9 protein-coding genes and 3 pseudogenes are annotated in these 17,032 nt (G+C 33.1%); 6 read left to right on the top strand and 6 right to left on the bottom strand.

Annotated elements, in window-relative coordinates; translation table 11 throughout:
• Positions 1-27: 27 nt before the first annotated feature.
• Together AC0L3M_RS02015 and AC0L3M_RS02010 are read left to right on the top strand one after the other, a co-directional pair.
• A pseudogene (locus tag AC0L3M_RS02015) lies at positions 28-1,010 on the top strand (glycosyltransferase family 2 protein).
• A 239-nt stretch (positions 1,011-1,249) separates the two neighbouring features.
• Positions 1,250-2,110: an OmpA/MotB family protein gene (locus tag AC0L3M_RS02010; protein ID WP_145001234.1), complete on the top strand. Its 861-nt coding sequence runs from the start codon at positions 1,250-1,252 to the stop codon at positions 2,108-2,110.
• A gap of 135 nt (positions 2,111-2,245) precedes the next feature.
• Here AC0L3M_RS02010 and AC0L3M_RS02005 read toward each other — a convergent pair whose 3' ends face one another.
• The 3 genes from AC0L3M_RS02005 to AC0L3M_RS01995 form a co-directional block, all read right to left on the bottom strand.
• The gene (locus AC0L3M_RS02005; protein WP_145001233.1) at positions 2,246-2,866 is read right to left on the bottom strand and encodes an L-threonylcarbamoyladenylate synthase; all 621 of its coding nucleotides are present in this window, start codon (positions 2,864-2,866) and stop codon (positions 2,246-2,248) included.
• 17 nt (positions 2,867-2,883) lie between these two features.
• Complete coding sequence (locus AC0L3M_RS02000; RefSeq protein ID WP_473431642.1) at positions 2,884-5,217, bottom strand: ATP-dependent helicase; 2,334 nt, start codon at positions 5,215-5,217, stop codon at positions 2,884-2,886.
• A 79-nt stretch (positions 5,218-5,296) separates the two neighbouring features.
• Complete coding sequence (locus AC0L3M_RS01995; protein WP_473431641.1) at positions 5,297-6,814, bottom strand: hypothetical protein; 1,518 nt, start codon at positions 6,812-6,814, stop codon at positions 5,297-5,299.
• Between the two features lie 253 nt (positions 6,815-7,067).
• On the opposite strand from AC0L3M_RS01995, the pseudogene AC0L3M_RS01990 reads away from it, so the two are divergent.
• Both AC0L3M_RS01990 and AC0L3M_RS01985 read left to right on the top strand, forming a co-directional pair.
• Positions 7,068-8,620: pseudogene (locus AC0L3M_RS01990) on the top strand (FMN-binding glutamate synthase family protein).
• Positions 8,621-8,773: 153 nt separating this feature from the next.
• Positions 8,774-9,292 carry a DUF7935 family protein gene (locus AC0L3M_RS01985; protein WP_145001225.1) on the top strand — a complete coding sequence of 173 codons (519 nt, stop codon included), beginning with the start codon at positions 8,774-8,776 and terminating at the stop codon, positions 9,290-9,292.
• A gap of 71 nt (positions 9,293-9,363) precedes the next feature.
• Here the strand turns inward: AC0L3M_RS01985 and AC0L3M_RS01980 are convergent, their stop codons facing one another.
• The 3 genes from AC0L3M_RS01980 to AC0L3M_RS01970 are packed head-to-tail and all read right to left on the bottom strand — an operon-like array spanning position 9,364 to position 12,282.
• A complete protein-coding gene (locus AC0L3M_RS01980) occupies positions 9,364-10,281 on the bottom strand; it encodes a patatin-like phospholipase family protein (protein WP_473431640.1) in 918 nt (305 codons plus the stop codon).
• A 1-nt stretch (position 10,282) separates the two neighbouring features.
• Positions 10,283-11,728: a M1 family aminopeptidase gene (locus AC0L3M_RS01975; protein ID WP_473431639.1), complete on the bottom strand. Its 1,446-nt coding sequence runs from the start codon at positions 11,726-11,728 to the stop codon at positions 10,283-10,285.
• Positions 11,710-12,282 (bottom strand): gluzincin family metallopeptidase, encoded by a 573-nt coding sequence (locus tag AC0L3M_RS01970; protein WP_473431638.1) that lies wholly within the window; start codon positions 12,280-12,282, stop codon positions 11,710-11,712. The genes AC0L3M_RS01975 and AC0L3M_RS01970 overlap by 19 nt, the downstream gene beginning before the upstream one ends.
• Positions 12,283-13,621: 1,339 nt before the next feature.
• Between AC0L3M_RS01970 and recG the strand changes: the two are divergent.
• Together recG and AC0L3M_RS01960 are read left to right on the top strand one after the other, a co-directional pair.
• A pseudogene (gene recG / locus AC0L3M_RS01965) lies at positions 13,622-15,723 on the top strand (ATP-dependent DNA helicase RecG).
• A 3-nt stretch (positions 15,724-15,726) separates the two neighbouring features.
• On the top strand, positions 15,727-16,803 hold the full coding sequence (locus AC0L3M_RS01960) for a flavin monoamine oxidase family protein (protein ID WP_473431637.1): 1,077 nt from the start codon (positions 15,727-15,729) through the stop codon (positions 16,801-16,803).
• Positions 16,804-17,032 lie beyond the last annotated feature (229 nt).

Genomic DNA, 17,032 nt, shown 5'->3' with positions numbered 1-17,032 from the left:
AAAAAAACCAAAACGCCTTTAAAAAATTTGAAAATAGCAGTCGTTATATTAAACTGGAATGGAAGCGCATTGCTTGAGCAATTTTTACCATCTGTTATTACATACTCTAAAGATGCAACCATTTATGTGGCTGATAATGCGTCAACTGATGACTCTGTAACATTTATTAAAACAAACTATCCTGAGGTTATTATTATTCAAAACTCAGAAAATGGAGGCTATGTAAAAGGTTATAATGATGCTTTACCCTTTGTTAAAGAAGAAATTTATTGCTTATTAAATAGCGATATTGAAGTTACGCCTAATTGGTTAGTCCCTATTTTAAAAACATTTAAAGAGCAACCTGAAACAGCGATTATACAACCTAAAATTTTAGATTACAAAAGCAAAGAAAAGTATGAATACGCTGGAGCTGCTGGAGGTTTTATAGATAAATATGGCTATCCATATTGTAGAGGTCGTATTTTTAATACAATTGAAGTTGATACCAATCAATACCAAAACGAAACCATTTTTTGGGCATCAGGTGCTTGTTTATTTATTAGACAATCTACATTTAAGGCTTTGCAAGGATTTGACGAATCCTATTTTGCCCATATGGAAGAAATTGATTTGTGTTGGAGAGCGTTTAACAAGGGTTATTTAACCAAATACATAAATAATAGTACTGTGTATCACGTTGGTGGAGCAACCTTAAACGCAGGTAGTCCAAAAAAACCTATCTAAATTTTAGAAACAGTTTGTTTACTTTAACTAAAAACGCCAAAGGAAATATTGCATCATTAATTTTTGTAAGATTAGTACTTGATGGTATTGCTGCCTTAAAATTTTTAATAGAATTTAAGCCTAAACATTTAATAGCAATTTTAAAAGCACATGTATCTTTTTACAAACATTTACCTAAGCTATTAAAAAAGCGAAAAGCAATCTCGCAAAAAACTGGCTATTACCAGACAAAATCAATAGTTTACAACTATTTTGTTTTAAATAAAAAAACCTTTATCAAGTAAGTTTTGATTAAAAAAAAGAATAATTAAAAACTAAACGATATTTTATTTACGCTTTACTTATCTTAACAAATCGCTGATTATTAACTGATTAAATATTTTAATTAATATATTAAATTTTAACCGTCAGTTTTAAACCTTATTTGCTTTTAGTTTTAGCAAAAGTTTTGTTAAAGCGTATTTTAACATTTTAATTATTTATACTTTTGGTGTGTATAAATTTAATTTATCATTTAAAAATTATGAAAAAAATCCTTTTATTTAGTGCAGGTGCACTACTATTATTAAGCTCTTGTGTGTCTAAAAAAGAATTTGCTGCATTAGAAGCAAAACAAAAAGAAACACAGGATTTATTGAACACAGCAACTGTTAAACTTAACTCTTGTTTAGCTGACGAAGCAGCATCTGCAGCACGTTTAGCAGAATTACAAGCTCGTTTAGCAGACATGAAAGCAAATAATCTTGCATTGATTGAAAGCACAAAAGATATGACAATGTTAACCGCTCAAGGTGCTAAAAACGTTGAAAAATCTTTAGAAAGCTTAAAAGAAAAAGACTTAAGAATTACAAGATTACAAGATGCTTTAACTAAAAAAGATAGTGTAACACTAGCTTTAGTAACTAGCTTAAAGAAAGAAGTTGGATTAAACGATCCAGACATCGAAATCAATGTTGAAAAAAGCGTTGTTTTTATCTCTTTATCGGACAAGTTATTATTTAAGAGTGGAAGCTATAACATTACAACTAGAGCTAATGAAATCTTAGGAAAAGTAGCAACAGTAATTAATGGTAAGCCAAACTTTGAAGCAATGGTAGAAGGTCATACAGATAACGTACCTTACAACAAAGGTGGTGTATTAGTTGACAACTGGGACTTAAGTGTTAAGCGTAGTACAGCTATTGTTAGAGCTTTACAAGACTTAGGTGTTAAACCTCAACAATTAATTGCAGCTGGACGTGGTGATCATTTACCTTTAGTATCAAATGATACTGCAGAAAACAGAGCAATTAACAGAAGAACTAAGATTTACATCTTACCTAAGATTGATCAGTTTTATGAAATGATTGAAACTGAAATGAAAAGTTTATCTAAAGAGAACTAATTCTTTTTATTAGAATATAAAAGCCCAACCTTTCGGTTGGGCTTTTTTTGTTTAAAATCTTATTGTTTAAAAATCATGAGTTTGAAAATCGATAGTATTAATAGGATTAATAGTATGATTTATTTAAAACATGCTCTAAAAAATCTCAATACTACCTTTTCCTTCTCTTATTATTTCAGGTTGTTCACCTGACAAATCAATAATTGTTGATCCTTGATTACCTCCATAACCACCATCAATAACTAAATCTACTAGGTTATCCCATTTTTCTAAAATCAATTCAGGATCTGTGGTATACTCTAAAATAGTGTCATCATCTCTGATTGATGTGGACACAATTGGATTACCCAACGCCTTAACAATCTCTAATGCAATAGCGTTATTTGGCACTCTTATACCTACCTCTTTTTTCTTTTTAAAAGCTGCTGGCAACGTTTTGGATCCTGGTAAAATAAAAGTGTATGGTCCTGGCAAAGCACGTTTTAATATTTTAAAAGTTGTACTATCAATTTGCTTTACATAATCTGATAAATTACTAAGGTCATGGCATATAAAAGAAAAATTAGCTTTTTCTAACTTTACACCTTTAATCCTAGCGATACGCTCTAAAGCTTTTGAGTTAGTAATATCGCAGCCTAAACCATATACCGTATCTGTGGGATAAATAATAAGACCTCCTTTTTTAAGGATGTTTACTACCTTTTTAATTTCCTTTGGATTTGGATTTTCTTCATAAATTCTGATAAAGTCTGCCATAACAATTTTTTTAAATATTATCCTATAAGCTCTAATTTTGCAAACCGCAGTAAAAGCTTTTTCTTTCCTCCAAATTCAAAATCAATTTCAGCTTTAACATCTCCACCTTTACCTTCGATACTTAAAACATCACCTCTACCAAATTTTAAATGTTTAACGCGATTACCTACTGCTAAATCTCCATCAAACAGATTTGCTTCTGCTGAAGGCTTAACTTCTGAAGCCTTTTTAAGTTTTTTAGGAGCACTAATTTCAAAATTTACTGGCTTAGATTTGTCTTTCTTCTTCAATTTAGGTTGTATTGGTTTTTTAAATCTTACTTTATTAGGTGGTGTATCGCCAAAGATATCTGCAGACAGCATTGGGTTAATGCGACGCTCTTCTATTGGTGTTATAATGTCTAAAAATTGATCGTCAATTTCTTCAATAAATCTACTTGGTTCTGAGTCTACTAATTTTCCCCAACGATAACGCGATAACGCATAGGTTAGATATGCTTTTTTCTCTGCTCTGGTTAAAGCTACATAGAATAAACGACGCTCTTCTTCAAGCTCGCTTCTTGTATTCATACTCATTGCACTTGGAAACAAGTCTTCTTCCAAACCAACGATAAAGACATTACTAAACTCTAATCCTTTTGAAGAGTGAATAGTCATTAACGCTACATGATCCGGATCTCCTTTATCTCCATCAAGATCGGTTGCTAATGCGATATCTTCTAAAAACTCGGCTAAATCATCTTTAGAGTCTGCAATTTCCATTTGTCCTTCGACAAAATCCTTTATACCATTTAATAATTCTTCGACATTCTCTAAACGCGTGACACCTTCTGGAGTATTGTCTTTATTAAACTCTTTTATTAAACCACTAGTTTTAGTTACGTACTCTGCTAAATCAAAAGCATTGGCTGTTTGATTCATTACCTGATAGCTTTTAATAAGCGTGACAAAGTCTTTTAGCTTATTTTTTGTACCACCATTTATATTTATATCTGTACTATCAATGTTTTCTAATAGTCCAAAAATAGTTTTACCAGACTCATTAGCTGCAACCATTAATCTATCTATGGTTGTTTGACCAATACCACGTGCAGGATAATTAATAACACGTTTTAAGGCTTCTTCATCAGATGGATTTAAAATTAAACGTAAATATGCTGTAACATCTTTAATTTCTTTTCTTTGATAAAAAGACAAACCACCATATATACGATACGGAATACTTCTTTTACGCAAAGCTTCCTCCATTGCACGTGATTGTGAATTGGTACGATATAAAATCGCAAAATCACTATTTGGCACATGGTCTGTCATTTTAGTCTCCCAAATGGCACTAGCCACAAAACGACCTTCGTCACCATCTGTCAAACTGCGATGCACTTGCACTTTAGGTCCATCCACATTTGCAGTCCAAACTATTTTATCTAATTTAGTTTGGTTATGCTCTATTACAGAGTTTGCTGCTCCAACTATATTTTTTGTAGAACGGTAATTTTGTTCTAATCGGTACATTTTTACATCTTCATAATCCTTTTGGAAATTTAAGATGTTACTAATGTTTGCTCCTCTAAAGGCGTAAATACTTTGCGCATCATCACCTACCACACAAATGTTTTGAAAACGATCTGCTAAAGCACGTACAATTAAATACTGACTGTGGTTTGTATCTTGGTACTCATCCACTAATATATATCTAAACTTATCTTGATATTGCGCTAAAACTGAAGGAAAACGCGTTAACAGCTCGTTAGTACGAAGTAGTAAATCATCAAAATCCATTGCTCCTGCTTTAAAGCAACGCTCCACATAAGCTTGATAGATTTCTCCCATTTTTGGACGCCTAGCCATAGCATCAGCTTCCATTAATTCTGGGTTATTAAAATATGCCTTGACTGTAATTAAACTATTTTTGTAAGAAGAAATTCTGCTGTAAACCTGCTTGGTTTTATACAAGTCTTTGTCTAAACCCATTTCTCTAATTATACTACCCATTAATTTTTGAGAATCTTGAGTATCATAAATAGTAAAATTACTTGGATAACCTAAATGGTGACCTTCAAAACGTAATATTTTTGCAAAAACCGAGTGAAAGGTTCCCATCCACAAGTTTTTAGCCTCACTTGCACCTACAATTTCGGCAATTCTGCCTTTCATTTCTTTAGCTGCTTTGTTTGTAAAGGTTAGTGCCAAGATGTTGAAAGAGTCTACACCTTGATTCATTAAATAGGCTATTCTATAGGTTAGCACACGTGTTTTTCCAGAACCTGCACCTGCGATAATTATCATAGGTCCTTCTTTTTGAACTGTTGGCGCGTATTGTGCTTCGTTTAACTGACTTAAATATTTCTCCAATTTTTATTCTTTTTTAAAAAAGCAAAATTAACCAAACCCTCTGTTTTTACTCTAAAGATTTGTTATTAATTATAAACAATCAATCATCTTTTTTACCGTCACCTGCCATAGCAGAGATTAAACCTGCTTGAGCATTTTTCCAGACATAATTAAATATTGACTTAGTATTGTCGCGTTCCACTGTTTTAGTATTGCTGTTTCTAAAGTTATCTTTAGCGTCTTTGCTATCCTTTGAAACAAAAATGTTTATTATTTTGGATAGTATTTTATTTTTTTCGTTACCGTTTTCTTTAAGTAAAATAATATCAAAATTAGTGTACTTTGTTTTTAAATCCACATTAGACGTTATAGCATTTCCATCTATTGTAAACAGTGTTTGTATTAAATTACCTTCTAATTTTAAATTTAAATTAGGTTGCATAAATTGGTTTAAATGGTCTGCTTGTAAGTCTCCTAAATTTGCTTTAAAAACAAAGCCATCATTAGGATCATTAACATCAAACGACCAATCCACCTTAAGTGGTGTGCTTTGCATAAAGTTACAATCTATTTTAATTTCTGTTTTTTTAGGATTTAATTTGGTATTACTTACGTGGTCTAAGCTTGCATTAAAGTCACTAAAAGTAAGCTGACCTGCTGTTTTATCTTGATTAACTTTTTCTTGGTAAACAATTTTACCTTCCACAATATTTATATGTTTAATATCTAATTTAATATTAAGCGACCTCAACATTTTACTATATAGGTCTTTTTGTGTTAAGTCGTCCGCAACTAACTTATCTCTGTAAATTGTAAAATCAGGTTTTGTAAAGGTGATTATATCTGTACTAAATCCCGATAATATGGTATTATCAAAGTTAAAATCATAATTATCAATACGTATTTCTGGAGTAGCTAATTCAAAGTGATCACGCTCTGAAGTGATCACGTTTGATAATGCCACCTTATCATATTTTGTTTTTAAACTAAATCCAGATAAGGTCATTCTAGTATTATCTATTTTTAATTTATCAACACTTAAGTTTTCAAATTTGCTTATCTGATATTTTAAATTATTAGTGCTTAAAGTGCTAGATTTAAAATCGAAAAGCTTTGAAGACGCTAAATTATTATCAACAATAATCTGCGACATTGTAAAATCAAGATTGTTTGTACTTAATAAAACGGAATCATTTTTGACATTAAAAACCTCAACCGAAGCCTTATTAACGCTAAGATTTTTAATATAAATTGCTTTTTTTATGTTTTTAAAAACAGACTCACTGCCTTGATCTGTATCAGCCAACGGGTTGTGGTAATAAGTTACTTTTGGAGTATCAAAATTTAAGTGATCAAACTTTAAATTGTCATTAAATAAATAGTGCCAATAACTAAAATCTTTAATAGATAAACTATTTAACTTAACCTGAGCATTGATTTGATTTGTCGTTTTTCCTTTAACTGTCAGCAAAGGGGATTTTAAAGTAATATTACCTTGTAAAAGACTAACATCTAAATCGTCATACAATAAAGATATATGCTCTGGTAAATTAACGATATAGTTTTTAAGTTTATTTTTAGCTATAGTATTTGCTATTACTAGCGATAGTGTTGCCAAACCTATAAAGACAACAAATCCAATTACTAATTTTTTCTTTTTATGCTCATACTATAAAGATAAAACTAACAATCTTAAGTACCTCAATTTTTAAAAATCTTTAAGAAAACTTAATTGATTAAACTATCAGTTAAATAGACAAACACTTCAAAGTTTACTCATAAATCAAAAAAATATTATGATTTATTTGTAAGATAAATAGTAACTAAAAATAGAGATATTCGTTACTTTTGAAAAAAACCGATTTTAAAACATGGATACATTAACAAACCTGATTTCAAACATTTCTTGGTGGCTTTGGATTATAATAGTGTTAGTTATAATAGCTATTAGAGACATTGTTCAAAAAAACATACGATAAGTCATAATTTTCCAATTGTTGGACATTTTAGGTATATGTTAGAAAAAATTGGACCAGAATTAAGACAATATCTTGTAGCTAATAACAGAGAGGAGCTTCCTTTTAATCGTATTGAACGTGGTTGGATTTATGCGTCTGCAAAAAAAGAAAATAACTACGAAGGTTTTGGTACAGATAGAGATATATACGCACATCAACATATATTTATTAATAACGCAATGATGCCTTATAAGGTAGAAGCTAATCATCCACACGCAGCAGACATGTCGTTTTTACCTTGTGCTAAAGTTATGGGAGAATATAATAAACGTAAAAAACCTTTTAGACCAGGTTCTGTTATTAATGTATCTGCGATGAGTTTTGGCTCGCTTTCCGCGAAAGCGGTTGAATCTTTAAACAAAGGTGTAAAAATTGCTGGAGCTTACCATAATACTGGAGAAGGTGGTTTGTCTCCTTACCACAGTCATGGTGGAGACGTTGTGTTTCATTTTGGAACAGGATACTTTGGTGTACGTGCTGCAGATGGTGGATTCTCCATGGATAAAATGGTAAAATTAGTCGAAGACAATCCTTTTATTAAAGCTATTGAAGTAAAATTATCACAAGGTGCTAAACCAGGAAAAGGTGGTGTTTTACCAGGTGCAAAAATCACACCTCAAATTGCTGAAATCAGAGGTGTTGAAGTTGGTAAAGATGTATTATCACCTCCTAACCACAAAGCGTTTAGTAATGTTCCAGAATTAGTAGATTTTATAGAAGCTATTGCTGACAAAACTGGATTACCTGTTGGTATTAAAGCTGCTATTGGTAAATTAGAACAATGGGAAGAATTAGCTGATATCATGGTAAAAACTGGTAAAGGTCCAGATTTTATTACTGTTGATGGTGGCGAAGGTGGCACAGGTGCTGCTCCACCAAGTTTTGCAGATCATGTTAGTTTACCTTGGGTTTATGGTTTTGGAGATTTATATAAATTGTTTCAAAGTAAAGGATTAAGCGAGCGTATTGTATTTATTGGTAGTGGTAAATTAGGTTTTCCTGCTAAAGCTGCTATGGCATTTGCTATGGGAGCCGATTGTATAAATGTTGCTAGAGAAGCCATGATGAGTATTGGTTGTATCCAAGCACAAGTTTGTCATACCAATACCTGTCCAAGTGGTGTCGCAACACAAAATAAGTGGCTGCAAAACGGAATTGATCCAACGTTAAAATCAGAACGTCTAGCACAATATTTTAAAACCTTTAGAAAAGAATTTATCGAAATAACACATGCTGCTGGTTATGAGCATCCATGCCAATTTAAAATGACTGATATTGAAGTTAATGTGGATGACCACAACTTATCTAAAGAGCTAGACAGCACATATGGTTACAAAAAAACTGTGGTTCCGTTTAACGGAATACAAAGCTTAAAAGACTGTCGTTATCTAGGCGGAAAGGCTTAAAATGCTTTAAAGGGGTTTCAATCGAAACCTCTTTTTTTTATTTCTACTTAAAACGCCATACAAACAAGTAGCACTTCTTACTATTACATTATCAGTTTACTTGTACAATAATTTAAAACATATTAAGTTTGTTACTTAACTAAAATTTATCCCATGGAACAACAGCTTTTAAACTTACTAATGTATACAGTCCCTTCTATAATTACAGGAGCAATTGCCTATCTGTTTTTTAGAGAACATATGCAAAACGAAGAAGAGCGTCGTAAATTTAATATTGTCAAAACCTTAAGTAAAGAGTCTTTACCTGTAAGATTACAGGCTTATGAGCGTATCACACTGTTTTTAGAACGTATCTCTCCAAACAAACTTTTGTTACGTGTGGCACCTGTATCTTCAGACAAGCAAGCTTACGAGGATTTATTGATAAAAAACATCGAGCAAGAATTTGAACATAACCTATCACAACAAATCTATTTAAGCAATGACTGTTGGACTATTGTTAATGCATCAAAAAGTGCAACCATACAATTAATAAGAAAAGCAGGAATGAGTGATAAAATAGACTCTGCAAGCAAGCTTAGAGAAACCATTTTAAGTGAAATGATTGACAAGCCTGCACCAAGTAATGCTGGATTACATTATATTAAAAAGGAAGTTGGAGAAATCTGGTAACCAATTTTAAAATATAAAAAAGCCTTATCAATTGATAAGGCTTTTTTTATGCTTAATTATTAATTTACTATTTAAGGTATTGGCACTGTAGAGCTATATTCGTCATGATTATCATATTTACCTTGTGCGTATAAATACCCTTGCAACCACCACTCTTCCATTAATTTTTTATTAAAAATCAATGAGTTTTCTGTCAACTTAGTTGGTGTGTAGTATAAGTTTAACTTTACATTTCTGTGTTTTGCAACTAGTTTTCCAATTGCAATATCTCCTTTTTCTACTTGATCCAATAAGTGACCAAACAAGTTAATCATTAACGAGAACGGGTTTTTACCCAACACCTTATTGTATTCTAAGTTTTCACTTTCTAAAACAATAGCATCAACTTCTGTTGCACCACGCAAAATAGCTTCTCTTATTGGAATTACACAACCTAAACCACCATCTGCATATTCAAAACCATCTTTTATAGCCAAGGACATAAACGGTATATAATTACAGGATATCCAAACCCACTCGCAAAACTCTTCGTAGCTGTAATCGTTAATAGACTTATATTCTACTCTGTTTTTAGATAGGTTTGTTACCGTAACGACCACATCCTCTTTAGTGGCTTTGATAATATCATATTCGGCTTTAGTAAAATGCTCCTTGATATGTTTTTTTAAGTTTTTACTTTCGCCAAAGGTTCGTTTTCTTTTTATAAATTGTAAAGCAGTATTAAAATAGTTAATCGATACATATTCTCTGTCTCCTTTTTTCTTAATCACAAATGGATTTATACTAAAAATAGAATTCTGATTAACATGCGTGTAAATATCATAAAGCTTTCCAATGTTTCCGGTCGCTAAATGCGGAATCAACAAACTTCCAGTAGACGTACCCAAAAACATATCGTACTTTTTACCTTCCTGCTCTATTAAATGTTGCGCAACGCCACCTGCAAATGCACCTTTACTTCCTCCTCCAGATATAACTAATGCTTTCAAATTATTGTTTTTGGTTATCCTGCAAATTACTAATTATAGATTTATATTTTTCATTTTCAGATAACAATTCTAAAAGTTGTTTAGCAAAACTTTTAAATCTCCAATTATAATGTTTTGAAGCCTCTATTAAATTAACCAATGCTTTTTCATTAAACAAACCTAAAATAGCCAAAGTATCAAATGCGTTTTGCCTTAATGTAAAACTGTTTTTCAAATCTGTGTATTGCACTAATTCATTATAAAAAGCTTCAGTATTATTAGGTTCATAATCAGGAGTCGCAATAGCTAGCGCTAACCATAATACTCTAACATTATAATTATTAAAACCGTAAACCTTTTTAGTTTGGTCTAAATACAGGTTTCGCTTTCGCGGAAAATTAGCCCAGAGGTTATACAGTGCAGCTTCAATAGTTGTATAGGATTTATCTTGTAACAAAGATTCGTATTCCGATTGTAATGCCAACGGAATTTTGCGAACATGTTGTGCAATAGCTTGCCTTACTTTAACCGAATTTTCAAAATCCTTAGCCTGAATCTTATTTGGCATTTGACTAACCACTTTAATCTTAGCGTTATCAAATAAATAAGATGTTAAATAGTCCGAACATTTAGAAGAATACGCCTCACAATCAATTTGCAAATATCCATTTACAGCATCCGAAACCGATTTTAATTCCTCAATCATAACATCATATGGCAATAGCTTTGACTTTAACCAAAGATCAACAAAGTCTGTCAAATCCTGTCCCGAAGCTTTTTCAACTTCAATAATAAAATTTTTAGTCTCCACATTTTTAAAAGCATACGTATTCAAATAACTTTTAACAGCTTTTTTAAATGCCTTATCACCTACTTGCTCACGTAACATATGTAAAACCCAAGCACCTTTTTTATAAAACGTCGTGCTACTAGATTTTGGATCCAATAACATCGTGCCTTCTCCTGCTTTTTGCTGCTCCATTAGCTCCTCTGCGTACTCATAAAGTCGCCAATAGTAATAATCATCTCCAAACACATCACGCTCTGCTAATAACGCGTAATACGTCGCAAATCCCTCTTGTAACCAATGGTGCGTTCCAGAGGTTTCAGTTACTAAATCTCCAAACCATTGATGTGCTAGCTCATGTGCATTAACATTAACGTAATTTTTATCCACAAAACTAATGTCATCAATCATAAAGTCATCACTAAAAATGGTACAACTAGTATTTTCCATACCAGAATACAAAAAGTCTTTAACTGGTACTTGTTTATAATTTTGCCAAGGATAAGACACACCAATTTCGTCTTCTAAAAAATCAAACATTTGTTTGGTGTAACGGTAGGTAGGTTCCACTTTTAGCGAATCTTCAGGATAGTAATATAGTTCGATTGGTATTCCGCTTTTAGATGTGATAACGCGTTTATCATATTTTCCAATTGCTAATGCTACAAGATAACTTGACATAGGTTTTTGCATGTCATAATGCCAAGTAATAGTTGAATCGTTGACTTTTTTTCAACCAACAAACCGTTAGCAATAACCTGATAATCCTTATGATATGTGATTGATAAATCAAATTCAATTTTATCATTCATATCATCAATACTTGGTAGCCAATGACTGGTATATTTACCTTGACCTTGCGTCCAGATTTGATTTGAATCTTCTTTTTCTGTAAAGTAGAGTGCTTTTTTAGGCTTTACTGTGTACTCGATATTTAACTCGTGATACGTATTAGCTTTAAAAGCTGGTTTATATACAATTTGTTTTCCTATATACTCAAAATCAAGATCATAATGATCATCATAAAAATTAATGATTTCCATATTTACAGCATCAATAAATAAAGAATCAAAAGGCTTCAAGACTTTATAAATATACTTAGCTTTCCCTTTAACCGTATTGTCTTTTTCAAAACCGACCTCAGCTTTTATAGATATAAAATCGATAAATTCAGTTTGTTGCGCTTTCGCGGAAAGACATAAAAACGTAATAAATAGCACTAAAAGATATCTCATAAATAGATTTAAACAAGGATTAGACCAAAATACAATTTTTTGTGATGTGTTAACTCCTCTTTCTTTTGATTTACTTAAAGGGAAAACAAAATTCATTCTCCTTTTTATAACTCGATACATAATAAAATTGACATAAAACTAAGCATAACACGTCAGTTCGAGTGCTTCGACCTTAGGAGAAGTGTATCGAGAACCAAACCCTAGTTTTAACCCTTCTCGATACAATTTGCTCGTGCCTTACAAATCACTCGAAGTGACGAAACGTAGTAAAATACACACAACATTAAGCACAACTCGTCAATTCGAGTGTCTTGACACAGGAAAGGTGTATCGAGAACCACAATCTACTCTTAAAGCTTCTCGATACAATTTGATCGTGCCTCACAAATCACTCGAAGTGACGATACGTGATAATAATAGCATAATACTAAGCACAACTCGTCAGTTCGAGTGCTTCGACCTTAGGAGAAGTGTATCGAGAACCAAACCTTACTCTTAAAGCTTCTCGATACAATTTGCTCGTGCCTCACAAATCACTCGAAGTGACGATACGCAATAAAACTCGCAAACCAATTAACACTACGTCAGTTCGAGTGCTTCGACCTTAGGAGAAGTGTATCGAGAACCAAACCTTACTCTTGAAGCTTCTCGATACAATTTGCTCGTGCCTCACAAATCACTCGAAGTGACGATACGCAATAAAACTCGCAAACCAATTAACACCACGTCAGTTCGAGTGCTTCGACCTTAGGAGAAGTGTATCGAGAACCACATGCTAATATTAGTGCTTCTCGATACAATTTGCTCGTGCCTTACAAATCACTTGAAGTGACGATACGCAATAAAACTCGCAAACCAATTAACACCACGTCAGTTCGAGTGCTTCGACCTTAGGAGAAGCGTATCGAGAACCAAACCTTACTCTTTATGCTTCTCGATACAATTTGCTCGTGCCTCACAAATCACTCGAAGTGACGATGCGCAATAAAACTCGCAAACCAATTAACAACTCGTCAGTTCGAGTGCTTCGACCTTAGGAGAAGCGTATCGAGAACCACATGCTAATATTAGTGCTTCTCGATACAATTTGCTCGTGCCTCACAAATCACTCGAAGTGACGATACGCAATAAAACTCGCAAACCAATTAACACCACGTCAGTTCGAGTGCCTTGACGCAGGAAAGGTGTATCGAGAACCAAGCACTACTCTTAACGCTTCTCGATACAATTTGCTCGTGCCTCACAAATCACTCGAAGCGACGATACGCAATAACTGTAACACACAAAGCAAATCAATTTAACTTTCACTTTAAATCAAAATAGATTAATTTCGTTGTCTATGAGTACTAACTTACAAACTCCAATAGATTACCTAAAAGGCGTAGGACCAAATCGTGCAGATTTGTTGCGCAAGGAGTTGGGTATTTATACCTATCAAGATTTAATAAATCTATTTCCAAACAGATATTTAGATCGTACAAAATATTACAAAATCAACCAATTATTACCAAATGCAGCAGAGGTGCAAATTGTTGGAAAAATTGTAAAATTTGAAGAGATTGCCCAGAAAAGAGGCAAGCGATTAGTAGCCACTTTTAAGGACGAAACTGGCACTATGGAATTGGTTTGGTTTAGAGGTCAAAAATGGATTAAAGAAGGTTTAAAATTAAATGCAACTTACGTCATTTTTGGAAAAACAAACCTGTTTGCAAACAAGTATAATATGCCTCATCCTGACATAGAATTATTGTCGGAACACGAAGCCAATTTACGAAGTGCAATGCAAGCTATTTATCCTTCAACTGAGAAGTTAGCAAACCGAGGAATTAGCAATCGAGTGATGACAAAAATCATGCAAAATTTGTTCCTTGAAACCAAGGGTAGATTTATTGAAACTTTGTCCGAAAAACTGCTCTCAGAAAACAAATTAATTTCTAAATCTGAAGCCCTTTTAAATGTTCATTTTCCGAAGGATCAAAACGCACTTTCTAAAGCCGAATTTAGACTAAAATTTGAAGAGTTATTTTACATACAATTACAATTAATTCTCAAAAATTTAATTCATAAAACTAAAATAAAAGGGTTTCCATTTACAACCGTCGGAACACACTTTAATACGTTTTTCAAAAACCATTTACCGTTTGAATTAACCAATGCACAAAAACGAGTACTTAAAGAAATTAGGTCCGATTTAGGTAGCAATGCCCAAATGAATCGTCTTTTACAAGGCGATGTTGGCTCTGGAAAGACTATTGTCGCCTTAATGTCAATGTTAATGGCACTTGACAACGGTTTTCAAGCTTGCTTAATGGCACCTACTGAAATTTTGTCAGTACAGCACTATAATGGATTAATTGAACTATGTAATGATTTAGAAATCAGTATTAAACTACTTACAGGTTCAAGTAAAACTTCAGAACGAAGAGAAATACATAAGATGTTAGAAAATGGCGAATTAGACATACTAATTGGCACACATGCAGTTTTGGAAGACAAGGTTAAATTTAAAAATTTAGGACTAGCAATTATTGACGAGCAACATCGTTTTGGAGTTAAGCAACGTGCTAAGCTTTGGAAAAAAACACCCTTCCTCCTCACGTTTTGGTCATGACCGCAACTCCTATTCCGAGGACTTTAGCGATGTCAGTTTATGGTGATTTAGACATCTCTATAATTGACGAATTACCTCCTGGAAGACAACCCATAAAAACAGTCCATAGATACGACTCAAATCGCCTAAAAGTTTTCCGTTTTATTCGTGACGAAATTGCAAAAAAAAGACAGGTCTATATCGTCTATCCTTTGATCCAAGAAAACGCCCAAATGGACTACAAAGATTTGATGGATGGATACGAAAGTTTGACGCGAGATTTCCCGATGCCAGAGTATCAAATTTCCATCGTTCATGGCAAAATGAAACCTGCAGATAAGGAGTTTGAAATGCAACGTTTTGTTAAAGGAGAAACACAAATTATGGTCGCAACTACAGTTATAGAAGTTGGGGTAAATGTACCCAATGCTTCGGTCATGATAATTGAAAGTGCAGAGCGTTTTGGACTGTCACAATTACACCAATTAAGAGGTCGTGTTGGACGTGGTGCAGAGCAAAGTTATTGCATATTAATGACCAGTCATAAATTGTCCGAAAATAGTAAAACTCGCATCCAAACCATGACTAGTACAAATGATGGTTTTGAGATTGCAGAAGTGGATTTAAGACTTCGTGGACCAGGAGATATTATGGGTACACAACAAAGCGGAATTTTAAATTTACGCATCGCTGATATTGTAAAAGATAACGACATTTTACAACACGCGCGTTATTGGGCAAAAGACCTTTTAACAAAAGACCCAAGTTTAAGTAGTCCAGAAAATGCAATTATTTTAGAAACTTACCGACAAATGAGTAAGTATAAAAACATTTGGAATTACATTAGCTAAAACATGACTAAACAAGACACTGACGTACTTATTATTGGAGCAGGATTAACTGGCTTGACGCTAGCCTTTTTACTTAAGGACCTTAAAATTAAAACAACTATTTTAGAAGCTAATACGCGTATTGGTGGACGTATTATTACAAAACGCAATATCAATCAGGCACCAATAGATTTAGGCGCAACATGGCTTGTCCCACAACAAACCAATGTCTTACAATTACTTAAATCACTTAATATTGACGTCTTTGAGCAATTTTACGGATCCACAGCTATTTACCAACCAGATCCAAACAAACAACCTCAACTGGTGCCTTTACCCAATAATGATTCGGTGAGTTATCGCATCAAAAACGGAACACAAACCTTAATTCAAACGCTTGCAAATCAATTAAAAAACACAAGTGTTATTACTGAGACAAGCGTTCTTTCAATTCAGCTTAAAGCTAATTTACTAGAAGTACAAACCAACAATCAAACCTATGTATCTAAGTTTGTAATATCCACTTTACCTCCTGCTCTGTTTAATCAAAACATTAGCGTAACTCCTAAATTACCTGACGTTTTTACAAACGTTTTAGCCAACACGCATACTTGGATGCATAACTCAATCAGAGCTGGTTTTACTTATAAAACCCCTTTTTGGAAACATCTACAAAGCAGCGGAACTATTTATGCCAATTCAGGACCTTTGCAAGAGTTTTACGACCATTCTAATGCTGAGCAATCAGTTTATGCTTTAAGCGGTTTTATAAGCTCTAATTTAAGCGATTTAAGCAAAGAGGAACGTAAACAACTTGCTTTAGAGCAATTACAAAGTTATTATGGCGATCAAGCAGTAGATTATCTAAGTTACGAAGAGTGTGTATGGAAAGACGAAAAACATACAACGACTACTGACAACAACTTTTTAATGCCACAACAAAATAATGGACATCCAGTGTTTAAAAATAGGCTATTAGATAACAAACTTTTTATTGCTGGAGCAGAAACCAGCCCTGTGTTTTCTGGTAAAATGGAAGCTGCTGTTAGTAGTGCTATACATGTTTTTAATTCGCTTAAAGCGGAAATTAATAGCTATTGAATTACTTCTCGATACAATTTGCTCGTGCTTCACAAATCATTCGAAGTGACGTAATGCAACAGAATCTACTTAACATAAATTATACAAACCTAAAAACCTCTAATCAGTTCGAGTACAACGACCATTGGAGACGTGTATCGAGAACCCATTTTGAAACAAACTTCTCGATACAATTTGCTCATGCTTCACAAATCACTCGAAGTGACGTAATGTAACAGAATCTACCTAA

It is taken from the genome of Olleya sp. KJ81-1, from assembly GCF_055808135.1.
The sequence above is the reverse complement of the archived record's forward strand: the minus strand, read 5'-3'. Positions and strand labels throughout refer to the sequence as shown.

What these genes read in the sequence shown, in the direction of transcription:
- AC0L3M_RS01960 (WP_473431637.1), top strand. Translation starts at nt 15,727, where the DNA reads ATGACTAAACAAGACACTGACGTACTTATTATTGGAGCAGGATTAACT.
- AC0L3M_RS02010 (WP_145001234.1), top strand. Translation starts at nt 1,250, where the DNA reads ATGAAAAAAATCCTTTTATTTAGTGCAGGTGCACTACTATTATTAAGC.
- AC0L3M_RS01970 (WP_473431638.1), bottom strand. Translation starts at nt 12,282, where the DNA reads ATGAGATATCTTTTAGTGCTATTTATTACGTTTTTATGTCTTTCCGCG.
- AC0L3M_RS01985 (WP_145001225.1), top strand. Translation starts at nt 8,774, where the DNA reads ATGGAACAACAGCTTTTAAACTTACTAATGTATACAGTCCCTTCTATA.
- AC0L3M_RS01975 (WP_473431639.1), bottom strand. Translation starts at nt 11,728, where the DNA reads ATGTCAAGTTATCTTGTAGCATTAGCAATTGGAAAATATGATAAACGC.
- AC0L3M_RS02005 (WP_145001233.1), bottom strand. Translation starts at nt 2,866, where the DNA reads ATGGCAGACTTTATCAGAATTTATGAAGAAAATCCAAATCCAAAGGAA.